The 20,732-nt window shown below is 57.2% G+C and carries 21 protein-coding genes; 10 read left to right on the plus strand and 11 right to left on the minus strand.

The window, feature by feature from the left end:
* The first annotated feature begins 60 nt into the window (after positions 1–60).
* Positions 61–2,763, plus strand: a complete 2,703-nt coding sequence (gene acnA / locus ACQY4Z_RS12965; protein WP_428521873.1) for an aconitate hydratase AcnA — start codon at positions 61–63, stop codon at positions 2,761–2,763.
* Positions 2,764–2,882: 119 nt separating this feature from the next.
* On the opposite strand, the gene ACQY4Z_RS12970 is transcribed toward acnA, so the two are convergent.
* Together ACQY4Z_RS12970 and ACQY4Z_RS12975 are read right to left on the minus strand one after the other, a co-directional pair.
* Positions 2,883–3,710: a lytic murein transglycosylase gene (locus ACQY4Z_RS12970; protein WP_428521875.1), complete on the minus strand. Its 828-nt coding sequence runs from the start codon at positions 3,708–3,710 to the stop codon at positions 2,883–2,885.
* 549 nt (positions 3,711–4,259) lie between these two features.
* Positions 4,260–4,928 carry a DJ-1/PfpI family protein gene (locus tag ACQY4Z_RS12975; protein WP_428521877.1) on the minus strand — a complete coding sequence of 223 codons (669 nt, stop codon included), beginning with the start codon at positions 4,926–4,928 and terminating at the stop codon, positions 4,260–4,262.
* 79 nt (positions 4,929–5,007) lie between these two features.
* Between ACQY4Z_RS12975 and ACQY4Z_RS12980 the strand changes: the two genes are divergently transcribed.
* The 3 genes from ACQY4Z_RS12980 to ACQY4Z_RS12990 all read left to right on the plus strand — a co-directional run bounded on the left by ACQY4Z_RS12980 (position 5,008) and on the right by ACQY4Z_RS12990 (position 7,151).
* Positions 5,008–5,964: a GlxA family transcriptional regulator gene (locus tag ACQY4Z_RS12980; RefSeq protein ID WP_428521879.1), complete on the plus strand. Its 957-nt coding sequence runs from the start codon at positions 5,008–5,010 to the stop codon at positions 5,962–5,964.
* 314 nt (positions 5,965–6,278) lie between these two features.
* Positions 6,279–6,611 carry a hypothetical protein gene (locus ACQY4Z_RS12985; RefSeq protein WP_409686634.1) on the plus strand — a complete coding sequence of 111 codons (333 nt, stop codon included), beginning with the start codon at positions 6,279–6,281 and terminating at the stop codon, positions 6,609–6,611.
* Positions 6,612–6,836: 225 nt separating this feature from the next.
* On the plus strand, positions 6,837–7,151 hold the full coding sequence (locus ACQY4Z_RS12990; RefSeq protein ID WP_428521881.1) for a hypothetical protein: 315 nt from the start codon (positions 6,837–6,839) through the stop codon (positions 7,149–7,151).
* 12 nt (positions 7,152–7,163) lie between these two features.
* Here the strand turns inward: ACQY4Z_RS12990 and ACQY4Z_RS12995 are convergent, their stop codons facing one another.
* From ACQY4Z_RS12995 to ggt, 3 genes are all read right to left on the minus strand, one after another.
* Entirely contained in the window at positions 7,164–8,549 is a 1,386-nt protein-coding gene (locus ACQY4Z_RS12995) for a multicopper oxidase family protein (protein WP_428521883.1), read from the minus strand.
* Between the two features lie 319 nt (positions 8,550–8,868).
* A complete protein-coding gene (locus tag ACQY4Z_RS13000; RefSeq protein WP_428521885.1) occupies positions 8,869–9,111 on the minus strand; it encodes a hypothetical protein in 243 nt (80 codons plus the stop codon).
* Between the two features lie 80 nt (positions 9,112–9,191).
* The gene (gene ggt / locus ACQY4Z_RS13005) at positions 9,192–10,787 is read right to left on the minus strand and encodes a gamma-glutamyltransferase (RefSeq protein WP_428521887.1); all 1,596 of its coding nucleotides are present in this window, start codon (positions 10,785–10,787) and stop codon (positions 9,192–9,194) included.
* Between the two features lie 136 nt (positions 10,788–10,923).
* Between ggt and ACQY4Z_RS13010 the strand changes: the two genes are divergently transcribed.
* Positions 10,924–11,355, plus strand: a complete 432-nt coding sequence (locus ACQY4Z_RS13010) for a GlcG/HbpS family heme-binding protein (RefSeq protein ID WP_133952587.1) — start codon at positions 10,924–10,926, stop codon at positions 11,353–11,355.
* Between the two features lie 65 nt (positions 11,356–11,420).
* Here the strand turns inward: ACQY4Z_RS13010 and phaR are convergent, their stop codons facing one another.
* On the minus strand, positions 11,421–12,005 hold the full coding sequence (phaR, locus tag ACQY4Z_RS13015; RefSeq protein ID WP_428521889.1) for a polyhydroxyalkanoate synthesis repressor PhaR: 585 nt from the start codon (positions 12,003–12,005) through the stop codon (positions 11,421–11,423).
* A gap of 314 nt (positions 12,006–12,319) precedes the next feature.
* On the opposite strand from phaR, the gene ACQY4Z_RS13020 reads away from it, so the two are divergent.
* Both ACQY4Z_RS13020 and phbB read left to right on the plus strand, forming a co-directional pair.
* Positions 12,320–13,501, plus strand: a complete 1,182-nt coding sequence (locus ACQY4Z_RS13020; RefSeq protein WP_428521891.1) for an acetyl-CoA C-acetyltransferase — start codon at positions 12,320–12,322, stop codon at positions 13,499–13,501.
* 157 nt (positions 13,502–13,658) lie between these two features.
* Positions 13,659–14,381, plus strand: a complete 723-nt coding sequence (gene phbB / locus ACQY4Z_RS13025; RefSeq protein ID WP_055671741.1) for an acetoacetyl-CoA reductase — start codon at positions 13,659–13,661, stop codon at positions 14,379–14,381.
* A gap of 57 nt (positions 14,382–14,438) precedes the next feature.
* Here phbB and ACQY4Z_RS13030 read toward each other — a convergent pair whose 3' ends face one another.
* Positions 14,439–15,182, minus strand: coding sequence for a DUF3299 domain-containing protein (locus tag ACQY4Z_RS13030; protein WP_428521893.1), 744 nt, complete (start codon positions 15,180–15,182; stop codon positions 14,439–14,441).
* Positions 15,183–15,257: 75 nt separating this feature from the next.
* Here ACQY4Z_RS13030 and ACQY4Z_RS13035 point away from each other — a divergent pair, with 75 nt between their 5' ends.
* From ACQY4Z_RS13035 to ACQY4Z_RS13045, 3 genes are all read left to right on the plus strand, one after another.
* Positions 15,258–16,082, plus strand: coding sequence for a methyltransferase domain-containing protein (locus ACQY4Z_RS13035; protein ID WP_428521895.1), 825 nt, complete (start codon positions 15,258–15,260; stop codon positions 16,080–16,082).
* Positions 16,083–16,188: 106 nt separating this feature from the next.
* The gene (locus tag ACQY4Z_RS13040) at positions 16,189–16,830 is read left to right on the plus strand and encodes a septation protein A (RefSeq protein ID WP_428521897.1); all 642 of its coding nucleotides are present in this window, start codon (positions 16,189–16,191) and stop codon (positions 16,828–16,830) included.
* Positions 16,831–17,031: 201 nt separating this feature from the next.
* Positions 17,032–17,739 carry a hypothetical protein gene (locus tag ACQY4Z_RS13045; RefSeq protein ID WP_428521899.1) on the plus strand — a complete coding sequence of 236 codons (708 nt, stop codon included), beginning with the start codon at positions 17,032–17,034 and terminating at the stop codon, positions 17,737–17,739.
* A 31-nt stretch (positions 17,740–17,770) separates the two neighbouring features.
* Here ACQY4Z_RS13045 and ACQY4Z_RS13050 read toward each other — a convergent pair whose 3' ends face one another.
* The 4 genes from ACQY4Z_RS13050 to ACQY4Z_RS13065 all read right to left on the minus strand — a co-directional run bounded on the left by ACQY4Z_RS13050 (position 17,771) and on the right by ACQY4Z_RS13065 (position 20,720).
* Positions 17,771–18,193 carry a hypothetical protein gene (locus ACQY4Z_RS13050; RefSeq protein WP_420339434.1) on the minus strand — a complete coding sequence of 141 codons (423 nt, stop codon included), beginning with the start codon at positions 18,191–18,193 and terminating at the stop codon, positions 17,771–17,773.
* A gap of 221 nt (positions 18,194–18,414) precedes the next feature.
* The gene (rpmF, locus tag ACQY4Z_RS13055) at positions 18,415–18,600 is read right to left on the minus strand and encodes a 50S ribosomal protein L32 (RefSeq protein ID WP_008193743.1); all 186 of its coding nucleotides are present in this window, start codon (positions 18,598–18,600) and stop codon (positions 18,415–18,417) included.
* Positions 18,601–18,781: 181 nt separating this feature from the next.
* Positions 18,782–19,513 carry a monofunctional biosynthetic peptidoglycan transglycosylase gene (mtgA, locus tag ACQY4Z_RS13060; RefSeq protein WP_428521902.1) on the minus strand — a complete coding sequence of 244 codons (732 nt, stop codon included), beginning with the start codon at positions 19,511–19,513 and terminating at the stop codon, positions 18,782–18,784.
* Entirely contained in the window at positions 19,500–20,720 is a 1,221-nt protein-coding gene (locus ACQY4Z_RS13065) for a class I SAM-dependent methyltransferase (RefSeq protein WP_428521904.1), read from the minus strand. Before ACQY4Z_RS13065 ends, mtgA begins: the two co-directional genes overlap by 14 nt.
* Positions 20,721–20,732 lie beyond the last annotated feature (12 nt).

Raw genomic sequence — 20,732 nt, forward strand, 5'->3', positions numbered from 1 at the left:
TAGACCGGCGGCCGGCAAAACGCGTCGAGGCTGCCACGGATGCGAAGGAGAGCGCACGTCGTGACCCAGTCCCTCGACAGTTTCAAGTGTAAGAAAACCCTCACCGCTGGTGGCAAGACCTACACCTACTTCTCCATTCCAGAGGCCGAGAAGAACGGCCTTGAGGGCGTCTCCAAACTACCGTTTTCACTGAAGGTTGTTCTGGAAAACCTGCTGCGTTTTGAAGACGGGCGCACGGTCACGAAAGACGACATTCTGGCCTGCGCGGAGTGGCTGAAGACGCGTACCTCCACGCAAGAGATTTCCTACCGCCCGGCCCGGGTCCTGATGCAGGACTTTACCGGCGTTCCGGCCGTGGTCGATCTTGCCGCCATGCGTGATGCAGCGGTGAAGCTTGGCGGCGATCCGCAGAAGGTGAACCCGCAGGTGCCGGTGGATCTCGTCATCGACCACTCGGTGATGGTCGACTACTTCGGGACCGGCGACGCGTTCCAAAAAAACGTCGAACTGGAATATGAGCGCAACGGCGAACGCTACGAGTTCCTGCGCTGGGGCCAATCCGCGTTTGACAATTTTCGCGCCGTGCCACCGGGCACCGGTATCTGCCACCAGGTGAACCTTGAATATCTCGCTCAGACCGTTTGGACCAAACAGGAAAACGGCGAGGAAATCGCCTATCCGGACACGCTGGTCGGCACGGACAGCCACACCACCATGGTCAACGGCCTTGCAGTCCTTGGCTGGGGCGTTGGCGGCATCGAGGCGGAAGCGGCCATGCTCGGCCAGCCGATCTCCATGCTGATCCCGGAAGTCATCGGGTTCAAGCTGACCGGTAAGCTGAACGAGGGAATTACCGCCACCGACCTGGTTCTGACCGTAGTACAGATGCTGCGCGCCAAGGGCGTGGTCGGTAAATTCGTGGAATTCTATGGTCCAGGCCTCGACAACTTGTCCCTCGAAGATGCAGCGACCATCGCCAACATGGCGCCGGAATACGGCGCGACCTGCGGCTTCTTCCCCGTGGACAGTGACACGCTGAAATATCTGGAAGCAACCGGCCGCGACAAGGACCGCGTCGCGCTGGTGGAAGAATACGCCAAAGCCCAAGGCATGTTCCGGGAAGGTTCGGAAGAACCGGCCTTCACGGACACCCTGGAGCTCGATATCTCTACCGTCGTGCCTTCGCTTGCCGGCCCGAAGCGTCCGCAAGACCGGGTAACTTTGTCTGAAGCCGCACCGGAGTTTGCCAAGGCGCTGAAAGACATAAAGAGCGCGACAGCAACTGCCGGTGATGTGGCTGTGCTGGACAAGCCGGGTCAGCGCTATGCAGTTGAAGGAAAGGATTTCGATCTCGGTGAGGGCGACGTAGTGATTGCCGCGATCACTTCTTGCACCAATACCTCCAACCCATCTGTTCTGATCGGTGCCGGGCTGGTTGCCCGAAAGGCGCTGGAAAAAGGTCTCAAGGTGAAGCCGTGGGTGAAAACCTCGCTGGCCCCGGGCTCGCAAGTGGTCACCGACTATCTGGAAAAGGCCGATGTCCAGAAGGACCTGGATGCGCTCGGCTTCAACCTGACCGGCTATGGCTGCACCACCTGTATTGGCAATTCCGGCCCACTCGATCCGGCGATTTCCAAGACCATCAACGACAATGACCTGGTCGCCTGTTCTGTTCTGTCCGGCAACCGCAACTTCGAGGGTCGGGTGAACCCGGATGTGCGCGCCAACTATCTGGCCTCGCCGCCGCTGGTGGTCGCCTACGCACTGGCCGGATCCATGCACATCAATGTGGTTGAGGACCCGCTCGGTGAAGACCGCGACGGCAACCCGGTCTATCTCAAGGATCTTTGGCCGACCACAGAAGAGATTACTGCATTGATCCGTTCGTCCATCACCGAAGAGATGTTCCGCGAACGCTACTCCGACGTCTTCAAGGGGGACGAGCACTGGCAGGCGATCAAGGTCGAAGGCGGCATGACTTATGGCTGGCCAGCCGGGTCCACCTATGTGCAGAACCCGCCTTATTTTGAAGGCATGACCATGGAGCCGAAGCCGCTTGAGGACATCGAGAACGCGGCGGTCATGGGGCTGTTCCTGGATTCGATTACCACCGACCACATCTCACCGGCCGGTGCCATCAAGGAAAACAGCCCGGCAGGTCAGTATCTTTCCGAGCATCAAGTCGCCCGCAAGGACTTCAACTCCTATGGCTCGCGCCGGGGCAACCATCAGGTCATGATGCGCGGCACCTTCGCCAATATCCGCATCAAGAACCAGATGGTTCCGGGCGTCGAAGGCGGCGTCACCATGAAGGACGGTCAGCAAAAGTGGATCTACGACGCCTGCATGGAATACCAGGAAGCGGGCCGTCCGCTGGTGGTGTTCGCCGGCAAGGAATACGGCACCGGTTCATCCCGCGACTGGGCCGCGAAAGGCACCAAGCTATTGGGTGTGCGTGCCGTCATCGCCCAGTCCTTTGAGCGCATTCACCGTTCCAACCTTGTCGGAATGGGCGTCATCCCGCTGACCTTCAAAGAGGGAGAAAGCTGGCAGTCGCACAACATCACCGGCAACGAAAGCGTGACCATCAAGGGCATAGCGGACATCCAGCCGCGTCAGATGATGGATGTGGAAGTGACCTATGAGGACGGCGCCACCAAAACCATTGAGTGCCTGTGCCGCGTCGATACCGAAGACGAGCTGGAATACATCAAGGCCGGCGGCATCCTGCACTATGTCCTGCGCAACCTGGTAACAAACTGAGATATCTGCATCCGGAGCGAGCTCAGGGGCGCTCCGGTTCTCATTAATCGGACATGAAAAAAACGGGCGCTTTTAAGCGCCCGTTTTATTTGTTGAGGGTTAATGCGTCAGAACCAGGCTTATTGGTCGATCAAACCGGCAGCATAGGCAATGGCGCGCTGGTAGTTGCCGCTGTCGTTCCAGGTTGAAAGAACCCGGAAATTGGCTGACCCGTCCGCGAAGGACCGTCCGGCCCGCCAACCGTTGCGGCGGAGCATATTTGCAGCTGTCGCAAGCGCGTCGGCTGCATTGTTGGGATCTGAACGGCCGTCCCGATTACCGTCGACGGCAAAGCGCACCCAGTTGCCTGCGAGAAACTGCATATGCCCGAGTTCACCTGACGGTCCGCCGCGGCTGTTGCCGGTGATCAGGCCTCGGTCGACCAGTTGAAGAGCGGCGATGGCATCGTCTTCAAAGCGCGGATGACGGCGGCAATAGGACGCGAGCGTAACTGCGCCGCTGACAATGGGCGTGTTGCCGGTATACCCGCCCCAGTTGGTTTCATACCCCCAGATCGCCACCAGGATCGATCCGGGTACGCCATAGCGTTGCTCAATAGACTGGAACAGTCTGGCGTTTTGTTTGAGTTTGCGTTTGGCACCGGAAACAAACGTGTTCACGCTCGAGAAGCGGCTCTTGAGGAACTGTTCAGGGCTGCGGTAACGCATACTGGATTGTGACGCCGGATTTGATTCAAACCGCCATGTGATGCCGGACAGTTTTGCCTGTTGTAGCGCTTGAAGGCCGCGTTTCTTGACACCTGACGCGGCGGCCTGTTGCGCCAGCTGTTGTTTGTAGGCCCCAAATTGCCCCTTGCTGGTAATACAAGATGCGGCCAAGGCCGGTGTGGCTATCAAAGCAGCGGCAACAATCGCCACCATTCGCAGTGCGGCCCGTTTTGGTGTCATATCAATCTCCATCAATCCGAATGATCCAAAGTCAAACTGCCAAACACGCTTACGTCATCGCATAAATATCACTGATACCATACTTGAAGCTGACTTACCCAAGTCTGACAGGAGACAATTCGCGATCGATTGTTTGCGGTGTTCCTTGACCGTCGGAGAGCCGACGTATTTTTTCGGATTGTCGAGTTCGAAAATGCACCGATCTGTCCAGTGGATACAGATACTTAGGTGTCTTTCGCAACGTCGGGATGACGTTGGTTAAAATCGGCAGGAACTGTCCGGTGCCTGCCGGTTTTTGACCAGATCAGGGAACACATACTGCTGTTCACCCCGAGCAATACTCTAAAAGCTACGCGAATCAGATCGCGTTCTTCCAATCAGACTGACGCAGGAGCGGCTCGCAGGAGAGGTGAGAGTTTTTTGGTCGTAGCAGTTGTCCGTCCCTGTCCCGGCCTTGAGCCGGGACCAATTCAGGAGGGTTGCCGATCCCGGATCGGGTCCGGGACCGCAAAAGCACAGATTGTATGTGTTTAAAGGCTAAAACAACCGTCAGGCCGGTTCGCCAAGAAGGTCCAGCCGCTCCTGGCGGGAGTGCGCCATGCGCTTTCGTGCCTCGGCAATGATATTGGGTGCCGCTTCGTCCGGAGTGCCGGATGCAAATGGCGGGGCCGGGGCGTATTCAATTGCGAGCTGGACGGTGCGTGCCTCTTCTTCTCCGAGCAGCTCGGCAAGGATTTCCAGTCCGAAATCAATTCCGGAGGTGATACCGCCGGCCGTATAGAGGTTGCCGTCTTTCACCACCCGTTCCCGGACCGGGACGGCGCCCAGTTGTGGCAGGAAGTCGACGGCGTTCCAATGGCTTGTCGCGCGTTTGCCTTTCAAAAGCCCGGCCCGGCCAAGAACCAGCGATCCGGTGCAAACGGAGGTGATGTATCGCGCGTTTGCCGCCGCGCCGCGCACAAAGCCGAGCACCTCTTCGTCCTGCAGCAACGGATTGACGCCGCCGCCGCCCGGAATGCACAGGACATCAAGGTCCGGACACTCTGAAAACGTTGTATTTGCCCGGATTTCCATACCGCTGGTCGTTGTGACCGGGTCACAGTTTTTCCAGATCAGATGAACCTTCGCGCCCGGCACGGCTGCAAAAGCATCGTTTGGTCCCGCAACATCCAGCAACTGAACATTTGGAAAGATGAGAATTCCGAAAGACAGGGTCATGAGAACCTCCATATTGACAGGCCCGTGATAGCAGCCCACCATCTGGCGATCTGGACAATTACCCCAAGAATTAAGCCAAATGACACGCCGCATTGAAATTCTTGCTTATGACGCCGTCCAAGTGCTGGACATTACCGGGCCAATGCAGGTGTTTGCCTCGGCCAATGAACAGTTGATCGCAGCCGGAAAAACCGCTGCCTATGAGATCGAAACGGTTTCGACGGCTTCTCCTGTGAAGAGTTCCAGCGGGCTTGCCCTTCTCGCAAGTCCGTTGCCGAACGATGTCAGCGCCATCGATACGCTTCTGGTTCCAGGCGGATACGGGATCGACCGCCTATGTGAGGACGCGGATATTCTCTGCTGGCTGACCGCTCGGGCCGCGAATGCCCGGCGGATTGCTTCCGTGTGCAGCGGTGCGTTTCTGCTGGCGACAGCCGGATTTCTGGATGGCAAACAGGCCGCAACGCATTGGCAACGCTGCGCCGAATTCAAACGTAGGTTTCCGGAAGTCCGGCTGAAAGCCGATCCGATCTATGTTCAGGACGGCAGCATTTGGACGTCTGCGGGCGTGACGGCCGGAATAGATCTTGCCCTTGCTCTGGTGCAAGAAGATCTCGGCCGGGAACTGGCTCTACAGGTTGCCCGGCAGTTGGTCGTGTTTTTGAAACGTCCCGGCGGGCAATCCCAATTCAGTGCCGCGTTAACACTTCAAAACGACAGTGGCCGTTTCGATCAGCTGCATTCCTGGATGATCGAGAACCTTCAGAACCCAATTACCCTGAATGACATGGCCGAACAGGCGGTCATGAGCCCGCGCACACTGTCCCGTCACTACAAGAAGGAAACTGGCCGCAGCCCGATGCGCACACTGGAAGAGTTGCGGCTCGATCAGGCCCGTCAGCTGCTTGAGCAGGATCGCCCGGTTGCGCAAGCTGCAAGCCGCAGCGGATTCGGCACGGAAGAAACCTTACGGCAGGCGTTTCAGCGCCGCTTTGGCGTCAGTCCCCAGGCCTACCGGGAGCGTTTTTCGGGCTAAACAACCGGGACGCTTTGGCCACAACCTTGGAAACATGACCGGGCGAACTCGGGAAACACAAGGTTTTCCAACTTGGGAATCACTACCGGAAAATCGAAACGCAAAGTTTCAAGACGGGATTGATGTTTCCACCACAATCCCCGTTTTTCGCCTGAAATGTCCTAAATTTGATCAAGCTGTTAACTTTTTGAGAGCGGAAATGGCCGATTTCTGCGGACAAAAGGTTAACGCCTCGTTAAACTGGCACATGAGTTGCGAGGTCAGAGGGAGAGCCGCGGAAAGCGTGCCATTCTGACACAATGAGGCGTCAAAACGTGCGAGTGAACCCTGTTACATCAACCGGCCGTGCCAATGTGAGGCGCAAGCGTCCATCTGTCGGTGAGACGGAAAGTGAACGCAGAACGGCCTTTTCTGCGCATGTGCCGGTTCCGCTCGAGCCGGTTCTTGAACGCAAGCAGGATGCTTTTGCGGGCCGGTATCGCCCGAATTCGATTTTTCTCGCTCACTTGATCGCCACCCGCGATGGTGAGCTTCAGGCAAGGTCCGGCAGGCAGACAGAACCCCTCACCGGGGTCAACACCTACCGGGCGACCGCTGCCCTTCCCCGCCAGCGGGGGGCCGGTCACGTCCTGAAGACGGAGCGGTGAGGTTTGACGTTTCCAGACGTACCACTGGACACCTTGGCCCGGAGCTGTTGCTCCGGGCCTTTTTCGTTTCTGGGGCGCATGCAAGTGGATCCAAGCAGAACGGTAAACTGTGACTGAAAACACAGTTTCATTTCGGGACAGGGTCTATTGTGACCCTGGTTCCGGACAGAGCCCGGACCTCCGAACAGATTGGCCATGGACTGGCCCAAACCGGAGAAGATGCAAATGCAAGTTCAGCCGATCATTGCCATCCGGCCACCGAAAATCCGCCAGCGTCCAGCTGCGGATCTTCCCTCAGCCGGCGATAGCGAAACTCGCGCACAGCCGGAATTTGTTCCAACCAGCACAGAAGCTACGCCAGCGGCTGTTGCCACTCCAGTCGAAACCAGGCCCCATGCTTATTCCGAGCGCACGGCACACCTGCTGATTACCCATCAGGCATATGCCCAAACAGCGCTTGACCGGTCGAGCCAGTTGGAAAGCTATGCGGCTGCCAACCGCTCCGCGCGTTCGGTGCCAAGCGTCTCGTTTTCTGTCTGATGCTTTTCTGATCTAGTCTTCAATTCTCAAGAAGCCGGCAAGCCCGGTTTTCTGGTGTTCGATCACGTGGCAATGAAAGGCCCAGTCGCCGGGATTGTCCGCGACAAGCGCGACCTCCATCGTTTCTTCCTTAAGCAACAGAGCCGTGTCTGTGACGAGCGGCGGGAGTTTGCGTTTGTTGGATCGAAGCAGCTGAAACGAGACGCCGTGCAGGTGGATCGGATGCGCATTGGGCGATTCATTGCGCAACCGCAAGACATAGGATTTGCCGAGTTTCATCCGGGCCAACGGGTCTAGCGGCCCCGGCACATCGCCTGGCCAGGCCTCGCGGTTGATCGACCAGAAGGTATAGCCAAGAGACCCGCAAATGCTGGCTTGAGGGGCATCCCCTTCTGGCGACCAGCCAAAGACAAAATCGATCACCTCTGCATTGGCAAGGTCCGGTCTCGGAACCGGATTGGCTGGAAGAGCTTTGAGATCTGCCAGCTGGCGGTTGGCGCTTGTGCCCGTCGCTCTGAAACGTGCCAGTGCCTTGTCTCCATTTGGCCGGCGCAAGAACAGCGTGACGTCTTGTCCCTCCTCATCAGGTACCTTTAGGGCGACGTCGGCGCGCTGACCGGGAGATAACAGAATATTTTCTGCCGACATTGGTCCGGGGAGCGGATTGGAATCAATTGCGATCACGTGAGCCGCACCGCCTTCAACGCCGAACGTTCCGACCCGCGTGACATCGGTTACGGCCAACCTTAGCCGGACCAGACCACCCGCTGGTACCTCATAAAGCGGATCGATCTGCCAATTGACCGTGGAGACAGTGCCGTATGTGCCGCCGCGGGCGGCGTTGCGGGCCTTGAACATTTCAATGAATTGACCATCTCCGCCAAGACGGAAATCCCGGATATTGAGCGGAAGATCCAGATCGAACCCCGGGTCTTCGTCTTCTTCAACGATCAGGACACCGGTCAGGCCCCGGCCCATCTGCTCCAAAGTGTTGCAATGCGGGTGATACCAGAAGGTGCCTGCATCCGGCGGGGTAAACGCATATCGAAAGGACTGACCGGTTTCGATCGGATGCTGGGTAAGATACGGCACACCGTCCATTGCGTTGGCGATCCTGAGGCCGTGCCAATGCACGACGCTTGCCTCATCCAAAGTGTTCTGGACGTCAATGACGACCTTCTCGCCCCGTTTCATCCGCAGGACCGGCGGCGGACCGTCTGGAGCAAAACTCATCATGTCACGGGTGACGGTTCCCGGCAGAAAGCTGTGTTCATATGGGGAGATGGTCAGCGTGTGATCTGGGCTGTTGGCCGCGCGCGCTGCCAGTCCGCCGGTTGCAAAGGCTGCACCTGTTGCCGCTGATCCAAGCAGCAGCTCGCGCCGGGAAAGTCCCAACATCTCAAAATCTCCAAAAGTCATCGGCGCGTCCAAGTGCAGTTCTGCACCCGGACCGTGTTTTGCTCAAGGAGATTTACTGACGCAGGCCGTCCAGAGACATGCTTTGGATCAATACCCCGCCGCGTGGCCGTCTTTTCGTGGATCCGAGCCGGCCGTCAGGACATGGCGCGCCTTGTCGATCATGATAGCCTGGCAGCCGCCAATCGCGCTCGGAGCTGTGATCACGGAATGGCCAAGCCTCTAGAGGCCCTCGACCGTTGAGGCCGGTACCAGCCGTTCGGCCTGCAAGGCGTGGTTCTTCAGGCCAAAGATCATGCCCTCAATCTACCCACAGTCTCTCATCGGTACGCATAGCGGTCACAACTTCTTCGGCGCGCTTTATTGTAGTTTCTGAGAGACCCAAGCCCATATGCTCAGTTTCGATTTCTACCAAATATGAAACCACATCAGCCTCTGGAACACCATTCCTCAATCGGCCGGCGGCATTCGCAAGATATGGGTCATACTCATCCAGATAAGTGCAGTTTTCATCATCGTCCCAGCTTTTTACGTCTGGCCGCATTCCGATCGGATCCCAAATTGTCCAACCGATTGCCCTTAACTTGAGGCCGTCTAATTTCTTCCTAGAGTTGCGCAATGATTTTAATACCCTGCCGCGTGGCCGTCCTTGCGTGGATCGGATCCTGCTGTCAGGACATGGCGCGCCTTGTCGATCATGATCGCCTGACTGCCGCCAATGGCGCCCTGTGCCGGCACAACAGTATGTCCAAGCGCCTTCAGGCCCTCAATTGTGGAGGGCGGAACGAGCCTCTCGGCCTGCAAGGCATGAGTTTCCAGATCGAAGAACATCCGTGGGAAGTCGATTGCCGCCTGCACATCCATGCCGTAATCGATGATGTTGGTCAGCAAATGCGCATGACCGCAGGCTTGATAATGACCGCCCATGACGCCGAACGAGAGCCATGGAGCGCCGTTTTTCAAGGCCACGGCGGGAATGATCGTGTGCATCGGACGCTTGCCGCCAGCGATGGAGTTGGCAAAGCCTGGTTGCGCTTTGAACGAGCGGCCTCGGCAATGCAGAAGCACTCCGCTTTCCGGTGCGACGATGCCGCTGCCGAAATCGCTGAACAGGGAATTGATGAAGGAGACCGACAATCCGTCCTTGTCGACGATGCTGAGGTAGATCGTGTCGGTCTGCGGCGCGAGGCTGGTTTCGGCAATGTCGGTCTGCCGTTTGTCGATGGAAATGCGCTGCGCAAGCTGATCGATGTAGTCTTCGCCGATCAACCGGGTATGGCAGATGTCCATATAGCCTGGGTCGGTGACATAGTGATCACGGACCGCATAGGCGAGGCGGGCGGCTTCCATTTCCAGGTGGAAGCGCTCGGTCCCGAACGGGTCGAGACTTTCAAGATGAAAGCGCTCCAGAATGCCCAGCATGATCAGCGCAATGACGCCCTGCCCGTTGGGCGGCAGCTCTGCAATCGCATGGCCCTTGTACTCGCGGACAACCGGAGAAACGGCCGTTGTGTGGCAGGCAGCAAGATCATCGGTTGTCATGACACCGCCCTTGGCGGCAAGGGCGCCAACGATGTCTTCAGCAATCGCGCCGGAATAGAAGGCATCTGCCCCCTCGTCGCCGATGGCCTCCAGTGTTGCCGCGAGATGCGGGTATTTGAGAACCTGTCCAATTTCGGGCGCGGCTCCGTTGACCAGATACCGGGCTGCGGAGACCGGATCTGCTGCCAGTTTGTCAACGTTCTTTGCCCAGTCGCTTGCAACACGCGGCGCAACCGGAAAACCGTCCCGCGCGTAATCGATTGCACGCTTGAACAGGGATTTGAACTGGCGAGTGCCATGGGCTTTCAGGAGGGTTTCCCAAGCCCGGATTGCACCCGGTACCGTGACTGCATGCGGCGAGGTGTCGGTGATTTCAGAAACGCCCAGCTCTGCCAGTTTTTCAGGACTGGCGGCACGCGGCGCAGCGCCAGAACCGTTGAACCCGGTGAGCCGGCCGTCCGGCTCGGTGACGACTGCAAAGCAATCACCGCCAATGCCGGTCATATGTGGTTCAACAACAGCTTGTACGGCCGCAGCCGCAATGGCTGCATCAACGGCATTGCCACCATCTTGCAGCACTTCGATCGCGGCGCTTGTCGCCAGCGGATGGGAGGTCGCAACAGCAGCTTCTCGTGCAAATACCGGTGATCTGCCTGGTGCTTGAAAGTCCCGCTTCACTGAATTCCCCCCATGGCGGCTGGCGATTGTTTCCTATTGGCCGCAAATGCTTGTTGAATAATCACTCTATTCCATGCCGGGCTGCTCTGTTAGCAAGCTGGCAATCTTGGCCCGCACCTTAAGGAGAACGAGCTCAATGCGCAAACTCACACTTTCAACCGCAGAGACCATCATTTCTGCCGCATTCGAAAAAGCAGCAGAACTTAGCCTGAAACCATTGACGGTGGTGGTTCTCGATGCCGGCGGTCATGCGATTGCGCTGAAACGCCAGGACGGGTCTTCCATCATGCGTCCGCAGATCGCAACCGGCAAAGCGGTTGGTGCACTGGCGGTGGGCACAGGCACACGCTGGCTCAACGCCAACGCAGAAACCCGTCCGCATTTTGTGAATGCTCTGAACGGAGCTTCCGGCGGAGCGATCATTCCGGTGCCGGGTGGCGTGCTGGTGAAAAACGAAGAGGGCGAAACCCTCGGTGCCGTCGGCATCACCGGTGATACGTCTGAAAACGATGAAGCCTGTGCGGTCGCCGGCATTGAGGCCGTCAAACTCGTCGCAGACTGCGGCTGATCAGATAAGCAAAAAAGCGGCAGTCCCGATGGACCGCCGCTTTTTCGTATCAGAAAGACGTCCGATCAGGGCTTGTCAGTCAGTTTGCTGATCGTCTTCTGCATTTCTTCCAGCTGCCGTTTCATGTCGTCAAGGTCGCTGGATTCCGGCTGCGCGGGTTTCTTCTCAGAACCCGCCGCTGCAGCTGCCGAACCTTCACCGGTTGGGAACGGCATGAACATTTTCATCGCCCGCTCAAACATTTCCGTGTTGCGTTTGACCTGATCTTCAATGGCGTCGAAGGCGGTCGCGCCGAAAGCTTCACTCATCTGGGCGCGCAGTTTTTCCTGTTCCTTGGTCAGCGAAGTCATGGAGTATTCCAGATAGCTGGGCACGAGACCCTGCATGCTGTCTCCATAAAAGCCGATCAGCTGGCGAAGGAAGGACACGGGCAAAAGGTTCGTTCCTTTTGCTTCTTGCTCAAAAATGATCTGGGTCAGAACAGACCGGGTGATGTCGTCCCCGGACTTGGCATCATAAACGACAAAATCTTCCTCCCCCTTTACCATCACCGCGAGATCCTCAAGGGTCACATACGTGCTGGTGCCGGTGTTGTAGAGCCGCCGGTTGGCGTATTTCTTGATGATTGTCGGCTCGCTGGTCTTGGCCATCGGATGGTTCCGCCTTTCATTCCGCAGCTGCGCGCCTGCAGTGGCTGTTTATCTATTGACGACAAGGTCTTCGCAGACTTGTCATCTCCTCCGACTATGAGACTAAGCCAATCGTATTGTCTCGTGCCAGCCTTTTTATGTGCAGTGACGAAAGGATAATGCCGCAACAGCGAAAACAACGCCGTCATAGGGGTTGTCACGGTTGACACACTACCCGCTGCAAGTTCTAGTCCCTTCATCGTCACGGCTCAGGGAGGCCGTGAAAGAGGTCACCCATCCAAGGCCATCAGACGGCCAGAAGTTTGGAGAGTAATATGAGCGCTTCCACCGACGTTGTTATTGTCAGTGCGACCCGCACCCCGGTTGGGTCTTTCAACGGATCTTTCGCAAACACGCCAGCACATGAGCTTGGAGCTCACGTGATCAAGGCCGCTCTGGAGCAGGCCAAGGTCGACGGCAGCGATGTGGATGAAGTTGTGTTCGGACAGGTCTTGACCGCAGGGCAGGGCCAAAACCCGGCCCGGCAGGCTGCGATGGCGGCTGGCATTCCCGACAGCGCAACGGCATGGGGCCTCAATCAAGTGTGCGGTTCTGGTCTTCGCACCGTTGCGATTGCAGCGCAGCAAATCCAGACCGGTGATGCGTCTGTCATGATTGCAGGTGGTCAGGAGAACATGACCCAGTCGCCGCACTGTGCTCCTATGCGTGCCGGCTACAAGATGGGCGACTACAAGATGGTCGACACCATGATCAAGGACGGCCTGTGGGACGCGTTCAACGGCTACCACATGGGTCAGACCGCAGAGAACGTTGCCGAGAAATGGCAGATCACGCGTGAGCAGCAGGACGAGTTCGCCGTTGCCTCCCAAAACAAGGCGGAAGCTGCCCAGAAGGCCGGCAAGTTCAAGGACGAGATCACTCCGTTCACGGTGAAGACCCGCAAGGGCGATATCGTTGTCGAAGATGACGAGTACATCCGCCACGGGGCGACAATTGACGCCATGCAAAAGCTTCGCCCGGCCTTTAACAAGGAAGGCACTGTGACCGCTGCGAACGCGTCTGGCATCAATGACGGCGCGGCAGCGCTTGTTGTCATGAGTGCAGCAGAAGCTGAAAAGCGCGGCCTCACCCCGCTTGCTAAGATCGCCTCTTGGGCTACAGCCGGTGTTGACCCGACCATCATGGGCTCCGGTCCGATCCCGGCCTCGCGCAAAGCGCTGGAAAAAGCCGGCTGGTCCGCGGAAGAGCTTGATCTGGTGGAAGCCAATGAAGCGTTCGCTGCTCAGGCGTGCGCGGTCAACAAGGACATGGGCTGGAACCCGGACATCGTCAACGTCAACGGCGGTGCCATCGCGATCGGTCACCCGATCGGAGCGTCCGGTGCCCGCATTCTCTGCACCTTGCTGCACGAGATGGTTCGCCGCGACGCCAAGAAAGGCCTTGCCACGCTCTGCATCGGCGGCGGCATGGGCGTTGCCATGTGCCTGGAGCGCTAAGACGGCTTACCCGAAAGTCTGAAACCAAAGAGAGGTTTCTTTGACATTGGTCATGGTTGGGCAGGAGGCGCCCTGCCATGACTACATCCCGGAACAGACTTGTAATGAACTCAAACGTGCCGGAAAGGCCGTAGAGGGGAAACCAGGAGGGGAATACATGAGCAAGGTGGCATTGGTTACCGGAGGCACCCGCGGTATTGGCGAGGCAATCTCACGCGGATTGAAGGAAGCGGGTTACACCGTGGCGGCCACTTACGCCGGCAACACCGAGAAGGCTGAAGCCTTCAAGGCAGAGACCGGCATTCATGTTTACAAGTGGGACGTTTCCGATCCGGACGCTTGCGCTGCCGGCATTGCCCAGGTGGAAAGCGATCTCGGTCCAGTTGAAGTTCTGGTCAACAACGCCGGCATCACGCGTGACGGCATGTTCCACAAGATGGACTTCGATCAATGGCGGGCCGTAATGTCCACCAACCTTGATTCCATGTTCACCATGACGCACCCGGTGATCAACGGCATGCGCAGCCGGGGCTCTGGACGTATCATCAACATCTCGTCCATCAACGGCCAAAAGGGTCAGATGGGCCAGACCAACTACTCCGCCGCAAAAGCCGGTGTGATCGGCTTTACAAAGGCGCTGGCTCAGGAAAACGCCTTCAAAGGCATCACCGTCAACTGCGTGTGCCCGGGCTACATCGGCACCGATATGGTTGCTGCCATGCCTGAGAAGGTCCTGGAATCCATCGTCGGCGGTATCCCGGTTGGCCGGCTTGGCAAACCGGAAGAAATTGCAGAGACAGTTGTCTATCTGGCTTCCGACAAGGCCGGTTTCATGACCGGTGCGGTTATGACCATCAACGGTGGCCAGTACATGGCTTAATGCCTGACGGTTCGATCTACCGAAAAGGCGCCTACGGGCGCCTTTTTGCTGTTAAGGCTACCGTGTGAAGGAGCGGAAACCGCGATCTTCGACTTCCCTTTTTTGCGGCTCCAGCGTCCGGATATCGGTCACGTCCATGTCGAAGGATGCGGTGATCGTCACATCGCCATCCAGAAGATTGATCGTCTGTCTTGAGACACTCAGATCCAGGCGGCCTTGCAGAAGAACGGGTTTGTAGAGTTCGGCCTCCGCCCAATCTTCTTCGAGCCTGTAGAAGATGATCTGGTTGGGCGCAGGTGCCGGGACATGACTGCACATGCCATAGCCTGAGACGAGATAGCCGTATTTCGCAGCGCCCGTTTCATCCAGGACCGGGATCACGTAGCCGGTGATCGCAACATCTTTGCCTGCGAGATCCGAATTGCCCTTCAAACGCGCTTCGGCTCTTTTTTTCGCGACCTCATCGCGCTGGGCGAGAAGCTGATCGGTCTGGATTCCCGCTGCGGCAAGTTTGGCCTCCTCATCCTTCAGGCGGCGCTCCAGCTTGGCGCGCTCCTCAAGGGTCAGCCCATCGCTCTTCAGCGCTTTGCGGATCCTGTAAACTGCGGCAAGTGACCTGATTTCGGAAAGGTAGAGGTTTTCGAAAGGATCCTCATACCGGGCGGCAGCCGGGTCCTTGAGATCAGGCCAGTCAATCGGTGTGACGGCCGCTGCCGGACCGACCGCAATCGCAAAAGTCAGCGCCGCGTAGACAAAGGCAGTTGCAGCGCGGCGCAAACCTGTTGGCTTGCTCCAAGCCATAAGAACATAATCCCTTGCGCGCGCAACTCTCACTTGCAATGATCGCCTTATACGTTTTAAGGGCGGCGGTGATTTATGAAGTTCCTTGCGCAAGCTTACCAGAATGCAGACGCTTTTTCCGGTTCGGAGTTGGAAAATCTGGAAGGCCTCTTACACCTGATGGCAGCGCATCCAGGCTTTCAGGCCTACAAGGAGGTCTCGTATGGACTTTTGGAACTGTCGCCCGAGAGCCACGTCGCAGATGTGGCCTGTGGCCTTGGTTTCGACCTGCCGCACCTGAAAGCGCTGGTTCCAAGGGGGGCTGTGACAGGCTTTGACCTGAGCGCCAAGTTTCTTGCCTCGGCAAGGGCGCGCATTCAGGCCGCAGCAGGCGGCATCGATGCCTCTATCTACTTCCAGCAAAGCGACATCAAGGCCTTGGCCGCTGACACAGGTGCTTTTGATGCTGTTCGCATTGACCGGTCTCTGCAGCATATCCCGGAGCCCGGGGTGGCGATTGCAGAGATGCTCCGGATCGTCCGGCCGGGTGGGATCATTTGCGCGGCAGAGCCGGATTGGGGAAGTTTCGTGATTGCCTCAAGCTACCCGGAGATCGCAACAAAGATTGCCGCCGTTTATGCCTGTGCCCTCGTCAATCCGCGGATCGGCCGGGACCTTCTGGATTTGATCGGAACGCAAACGGAGTTGACCCACCACAGTGTGCATTCCCTGTTGTTCGAGAGTTTGGCCGACCTCAACCGCATGTGTGTCCTTGGCGATATTACGGCCCGCAGTGTCGAAGCAGGCGTCATCACGTCATCGGAAAACGCAAGGTTCTGGCAGGATCTTGAAGAGCGGGACCGTGCCGGCCGGTGTTTTGCCAACTTGAATATCCATTTGGTTTCCGGGCGAAAACCTTGACCATGGTGTCTTTCAGAACGGTTTGAGCGCTTTATCGCGCCCCAAGCCTTGACCGGCCGCCCCGGTTATCCCTATTTCCGGGACAGCTGAGCACCGGAGAGACTTTATGGAATTGGAACGCGCCCCGAATGACCCGTCCCGCAAGGAACTGTCGCCGCTCTTGAAGCTGGCCTTGGAGTTGGGACCGCTCGGCGTTTTCTTTCTCTTCAATTCCAGAGGTGAGCAAATTGCGGAGAGTTTTCCGGTCCTCAAAGCGGTGGGTGAACCGATCTTTCTGGCAACGGCCGCATTCATGGTGGCGATCACCATCTCGCTTGTTGCATCCCTCTATCTGACGAAGCGTTTGCCGATCATGCCGCTGGTCTCCGGCGTGGTCGTGATCGTGTTCGGCGCCTTGACCTTGTGGCTCCACGATGAGCTTTTCATCAAGTTGAAGCCGACCATCGTCAACAGCCTGTTCGGCGCCATCCTTCTCGGCGGTCTGTTCTTCGGCAAGGCCCTGCTCGGGTACGTGTTCGACAGCGCGTTCAAATTGACCGATGAAGGCTGGCGCAAGCTGACCTTCCGCTGGGGTGTCTTTTTCTTTGTGCTGGCGGCGATCAACGAGATCGTCTGGCGCAGTTTTTCGACCGACTTCTGGGTCAGCTTCAAGGTTTTCGGGGTCATGCCGATCACCCTGATTTTTACCCTCACCCAGCTTCCCCTGATCCAGAAACATGCAATCGTCGAGGACGAAGAGGGGGCTTGAGTTAAGTCTCATAGTTCAGAGTTGAATTCACTTGCTACGCGCTCAAAAAGTGCGGCCAAAGTCACCGTTTTATAAATCCCGGTTCAGCCGGCTTTGGAAGTTTGATTCTTAGAACCATTAATTTCGAGAATAGAGGCTTGTTTGCGATCCGTTGCAAAAATCACTGTCGTCTTAGTTCAGCTCACGGGGCTGATATTGTCCGTGGCACTGGTCTTTCTGACCTATTTGAACCCAAAACAAATCGAAGAGCGGTTGCAACAGTTTGTGGTTGCCGAAGTTCAAGCTGCTGCCGATGCTGCATGGTTTGCAGCTGGCCTGAATGGGGATAGCAGCAGTGTAGAGCGTCTAGGTGCATTATCTGACAAGTTGGGGGGCGCTGCACTCACCCTGGATCGGAAGAGAGAGCAAATTGTGCAAGCAATGCTTGCTCAGACACTTTCTGAAAATTGCACTGAAAACTGCGACTTTTGGAGCGAAGCGTCACGTTCCATAGATGAGGTTATGCTTGCACGGATTTACAAACTCCGTTTGGGACAAGCAATGCTCCAAGAATTCGTACTTGAGCGTTATGAAAAGTCTTTGGATGGATTTCTTCGGGATCTGCGCCGTTTCGGGCTTGTCAATGCTGTAGTTCTAGCGTTGATGATGGGCTTGGGACTGTTTCGTAATCAGTTGACTTGGCGCTTTTGGGCGTTCTCGATTGTCGTAACGGGTTATGTGGTATGGGCAGCTTACGGCTACATCTTCAACCAAAACTGGGCATTTTCTATACTTCTCCAGGACTGGGCCGCGCCTGCTTACCAGCTCGGAATGATGTTCGCTGCCTGTCTGTTTTCTGATTGGTTGTTCCTACGTGGAAGAGTGACACAAATGGTATCCAACTTGGTCGCCAGTATTCTTCCGGGATAGCCTGAACATCAAACCGGCCAGGTCACTGCCATTAATGCATCTCACCGTGGCCAAAAGCGACATCGCGGCGGGCGCCGGTGATGGAGATTGAAAAGCCTGCGATGACATCAATCAGGGCAATCACCATCAGGATGAAGAACACGGACGTTGCCGCCTGCGGAATGATCAGGAACTCCACCAGGAAGGCAACGAACACCAGTACGGACAGCATGTGATCGACAACCGCGGCCTTGCCGATCCGGGTGGCTTTCAGGATTTCGATAAACAAGAAGAACAGGCCCGCCGTGATCAGGAGATCGCTGGCGAGCAGCTGAAAGTCGGCACCGGAGACCATTGCGATTGAGAGGACCGGCGTTGACCAGAAATTCGGGTCCGCCGCGCCTGCAGTGAACGCAAAGCCGTTGTAGATCAAAAGGGCGAACAGCGTGAACGGAAGAGCGGACAATAGGCGCATCAGGCGGCTCCGGTGTGAAACAAGAAAATCCTTGCAGAAGGTCTAGCAACTTCGGCCCGGAAAGTCTCTGAGGAAGACTGCAGCCAACCGAGCCACTTATTCGAACCCAAAAAGAAAAAGGCCGACCTGTCGGAACAAGGTCAGCCTCAATCTTGTTTTGCCATACGGCGATCCAGCCTGATAACGGCTGCTTTCAGGACTAGCCCGAAAGCATGTCCGTCTTAGGCGTCGTCCTTAGCGGACAGGATCTGACGGCCCCGGTACATGCCAGTCTTCAGATCAACATGATGCGGGCGACGCAGTTCGCCCGAATCCTTGTCTTCGACATAGGTCGGCTGTTTCAGGGCGTCCGAAGAACGGCGAAAACCGCGCTTCATGCGCGAGGTTTTTCTCTTTGGAACGGCCATTTTGTTTTTCTCCGTGGTCCATACCCATGCGGCCCGGACCGGGAAAGCCCGGGGCGTGGCTGCACGCAGGTGTTCGAATGCGCGGCGTTATACAGGCAACGCCGGCGTTTTGCCACCCCATTGATGAAATTTTCTTTTGACCTGATAGGCGGGATACCGGCCAGCGGATAGGGGCTTGTGATTATTTCCCCAGAACACATTCGAAAATGGGCCCAGCACTGCGGACCCGGGCGACGTTCTTGGACGCAAGACGCTCGTGTCCGGCCGACGGTTTTGCCGGGTTCCGCCCGAGCGGATTGGGCAGAGCAGTTGCCAGCCGCGCTGCTTCCCGGTTGCTCAAGTCTTTGGCAGGTTTGCCAAACCAGGCGTGGGCGGCTGCTTCGGCCCCAAAAATGCCCTCACCCCACTCGGCGACATTCAAATAGATTTCCAGGATCCGTTTTTTGGTCAGGATCGCGTCCAGCATGAGCGCCAGCGGTATTTCCATACCCTTGCGGATGTAGGACCGGTCATTCCACAAGAAGAGGTTTTTGGCCGTCTGCATGGTGATGGTGCTGGCACCGCGTGGACGCTCGCCCTCACTCAGGGCTTCGACCTGTTCCCGCAAGGCACCCCAGTCCACACCGTGATTGAAACAAAAACCACCGTCCTCGGACCCGATGACCGAGCGGATCAGATTGGGCGAAATGTCTTCCAGCGGAACCCACTGGCGGTCTACCCAAAGGAACTGGACATAACGGGCGAGCATCAAGGTGCTGACCGGTGGCACGACAGAGTAGATCACTGTCAGGATCGGCGGCACCAACAGGAGAACCACGAGAAGCTGAACCAGCCGCTTGCGGAACCCCTTCCAGGTCAAGATCCCATGTTTGGACCTTCGGATCTTGTCCGTTTTGGCCTCAGCCCGTGGCATTCATTTCCCGTTCGTTGTCGACGATAAAGTCCCGGATGATCGGCACGGCGTTGCGCTCTTTGGACAATAGCAACTGCATCACCATGTTCGACCCGTGCAGGAACCCGAGCTCCGCCGCACATAGATAGAATTCCCACATCCGGCAGAAGCGTTCGTCATAAAGATCGGCTGCTTCCTGCCACTTGTCCAGGAACCGGCCCCGCCAGTCCCGGCAGGTGTAATAGTAGTGCAGGCGCAGGATTTCTGCGTCGCACACCCATAGCCCAAGGCGTTCGGTCGATGCAAAGACTTCCGAGAGCGCGGGCACATAGCCGCCGGGGAAAATGTACTTGCGGAAAAACGGGCCGGTGGTTCCTGGAGGGGTCATGCGGCCGATCGAGTGGATCACGGCAAAGCCATTATCGGTCAGGCACTCCTTCACCTTGGCGAAATACTCATCCTGATGACCGATCCCGACATGCTCCATCATGCCGACGGAAATCACCCGGTCGAACTGGCCTTCAAATTCCCGGTAATCCTTGAGGACAAATGTGACCTTGTCTTCAACGCCGGCTTCGCGAACGCGCTCTTCCGCGATTTTTACCTGTTCAGGCGATACGTTCAGCGAGGTGACCTTGGCCCCGGCCTTCGCCATTTGGATCGCGAGCGAGCCCCAGCCGCCGCCGATCTCGAGAACCTCCATGCCCGGTTTCAAGTCGAGTTTTGCGACCAGGTGGGTCAACTTGGCCGCCTGGGCGTCCTCAAGGCTGTCGTCCGGGCTGGTGTAATAGGCGCAGGAGTAATTCATCCCGTCATCAAGAAACAGGCGGTAGAGGTCGGTGGAGAGATCATAGTGATGCCGCGCCTGTTTCTTGGCTTTGTCGACGCTGTTGGCTTGCTGGCGGCGGCGGAAAGCCTTCCAGCCCTTGCGGAGGAGCCCCTGGACCGGATGCGCTCCCAAAGGTGCCCGGTTGATCGAAAACAAAAACAAGAAATCGTAGCAGGTCGACCCTTCTTCCATGGTGAGTGTGCCGTCCATGTAGGCTTCGCCCGCTGCCAGTTCCGGATTGAGAAACAGCGATGTGTAAAGCTTCTTGTCATGCAGCCTGATCGTGACAGTCGGTCCGTTCTCGCCGGACCCAAATTCATGCAACCCACCGGACACATCATAAACGCGCATCCGTCCGTTCTTGATGAAGGTGCGGAGCAAGCTGGACAGCAATTTCATATGTCAATTCTC

Origin of the sequence: Roseibium sp., assembly GCF_965276855.1 — a bacterium.
Taxonomy (GTDB): Bacteria; Pseudomonadota; Alphaproteobacteria; order Rhizobiales; family Stappiaceae; genus Roseibium.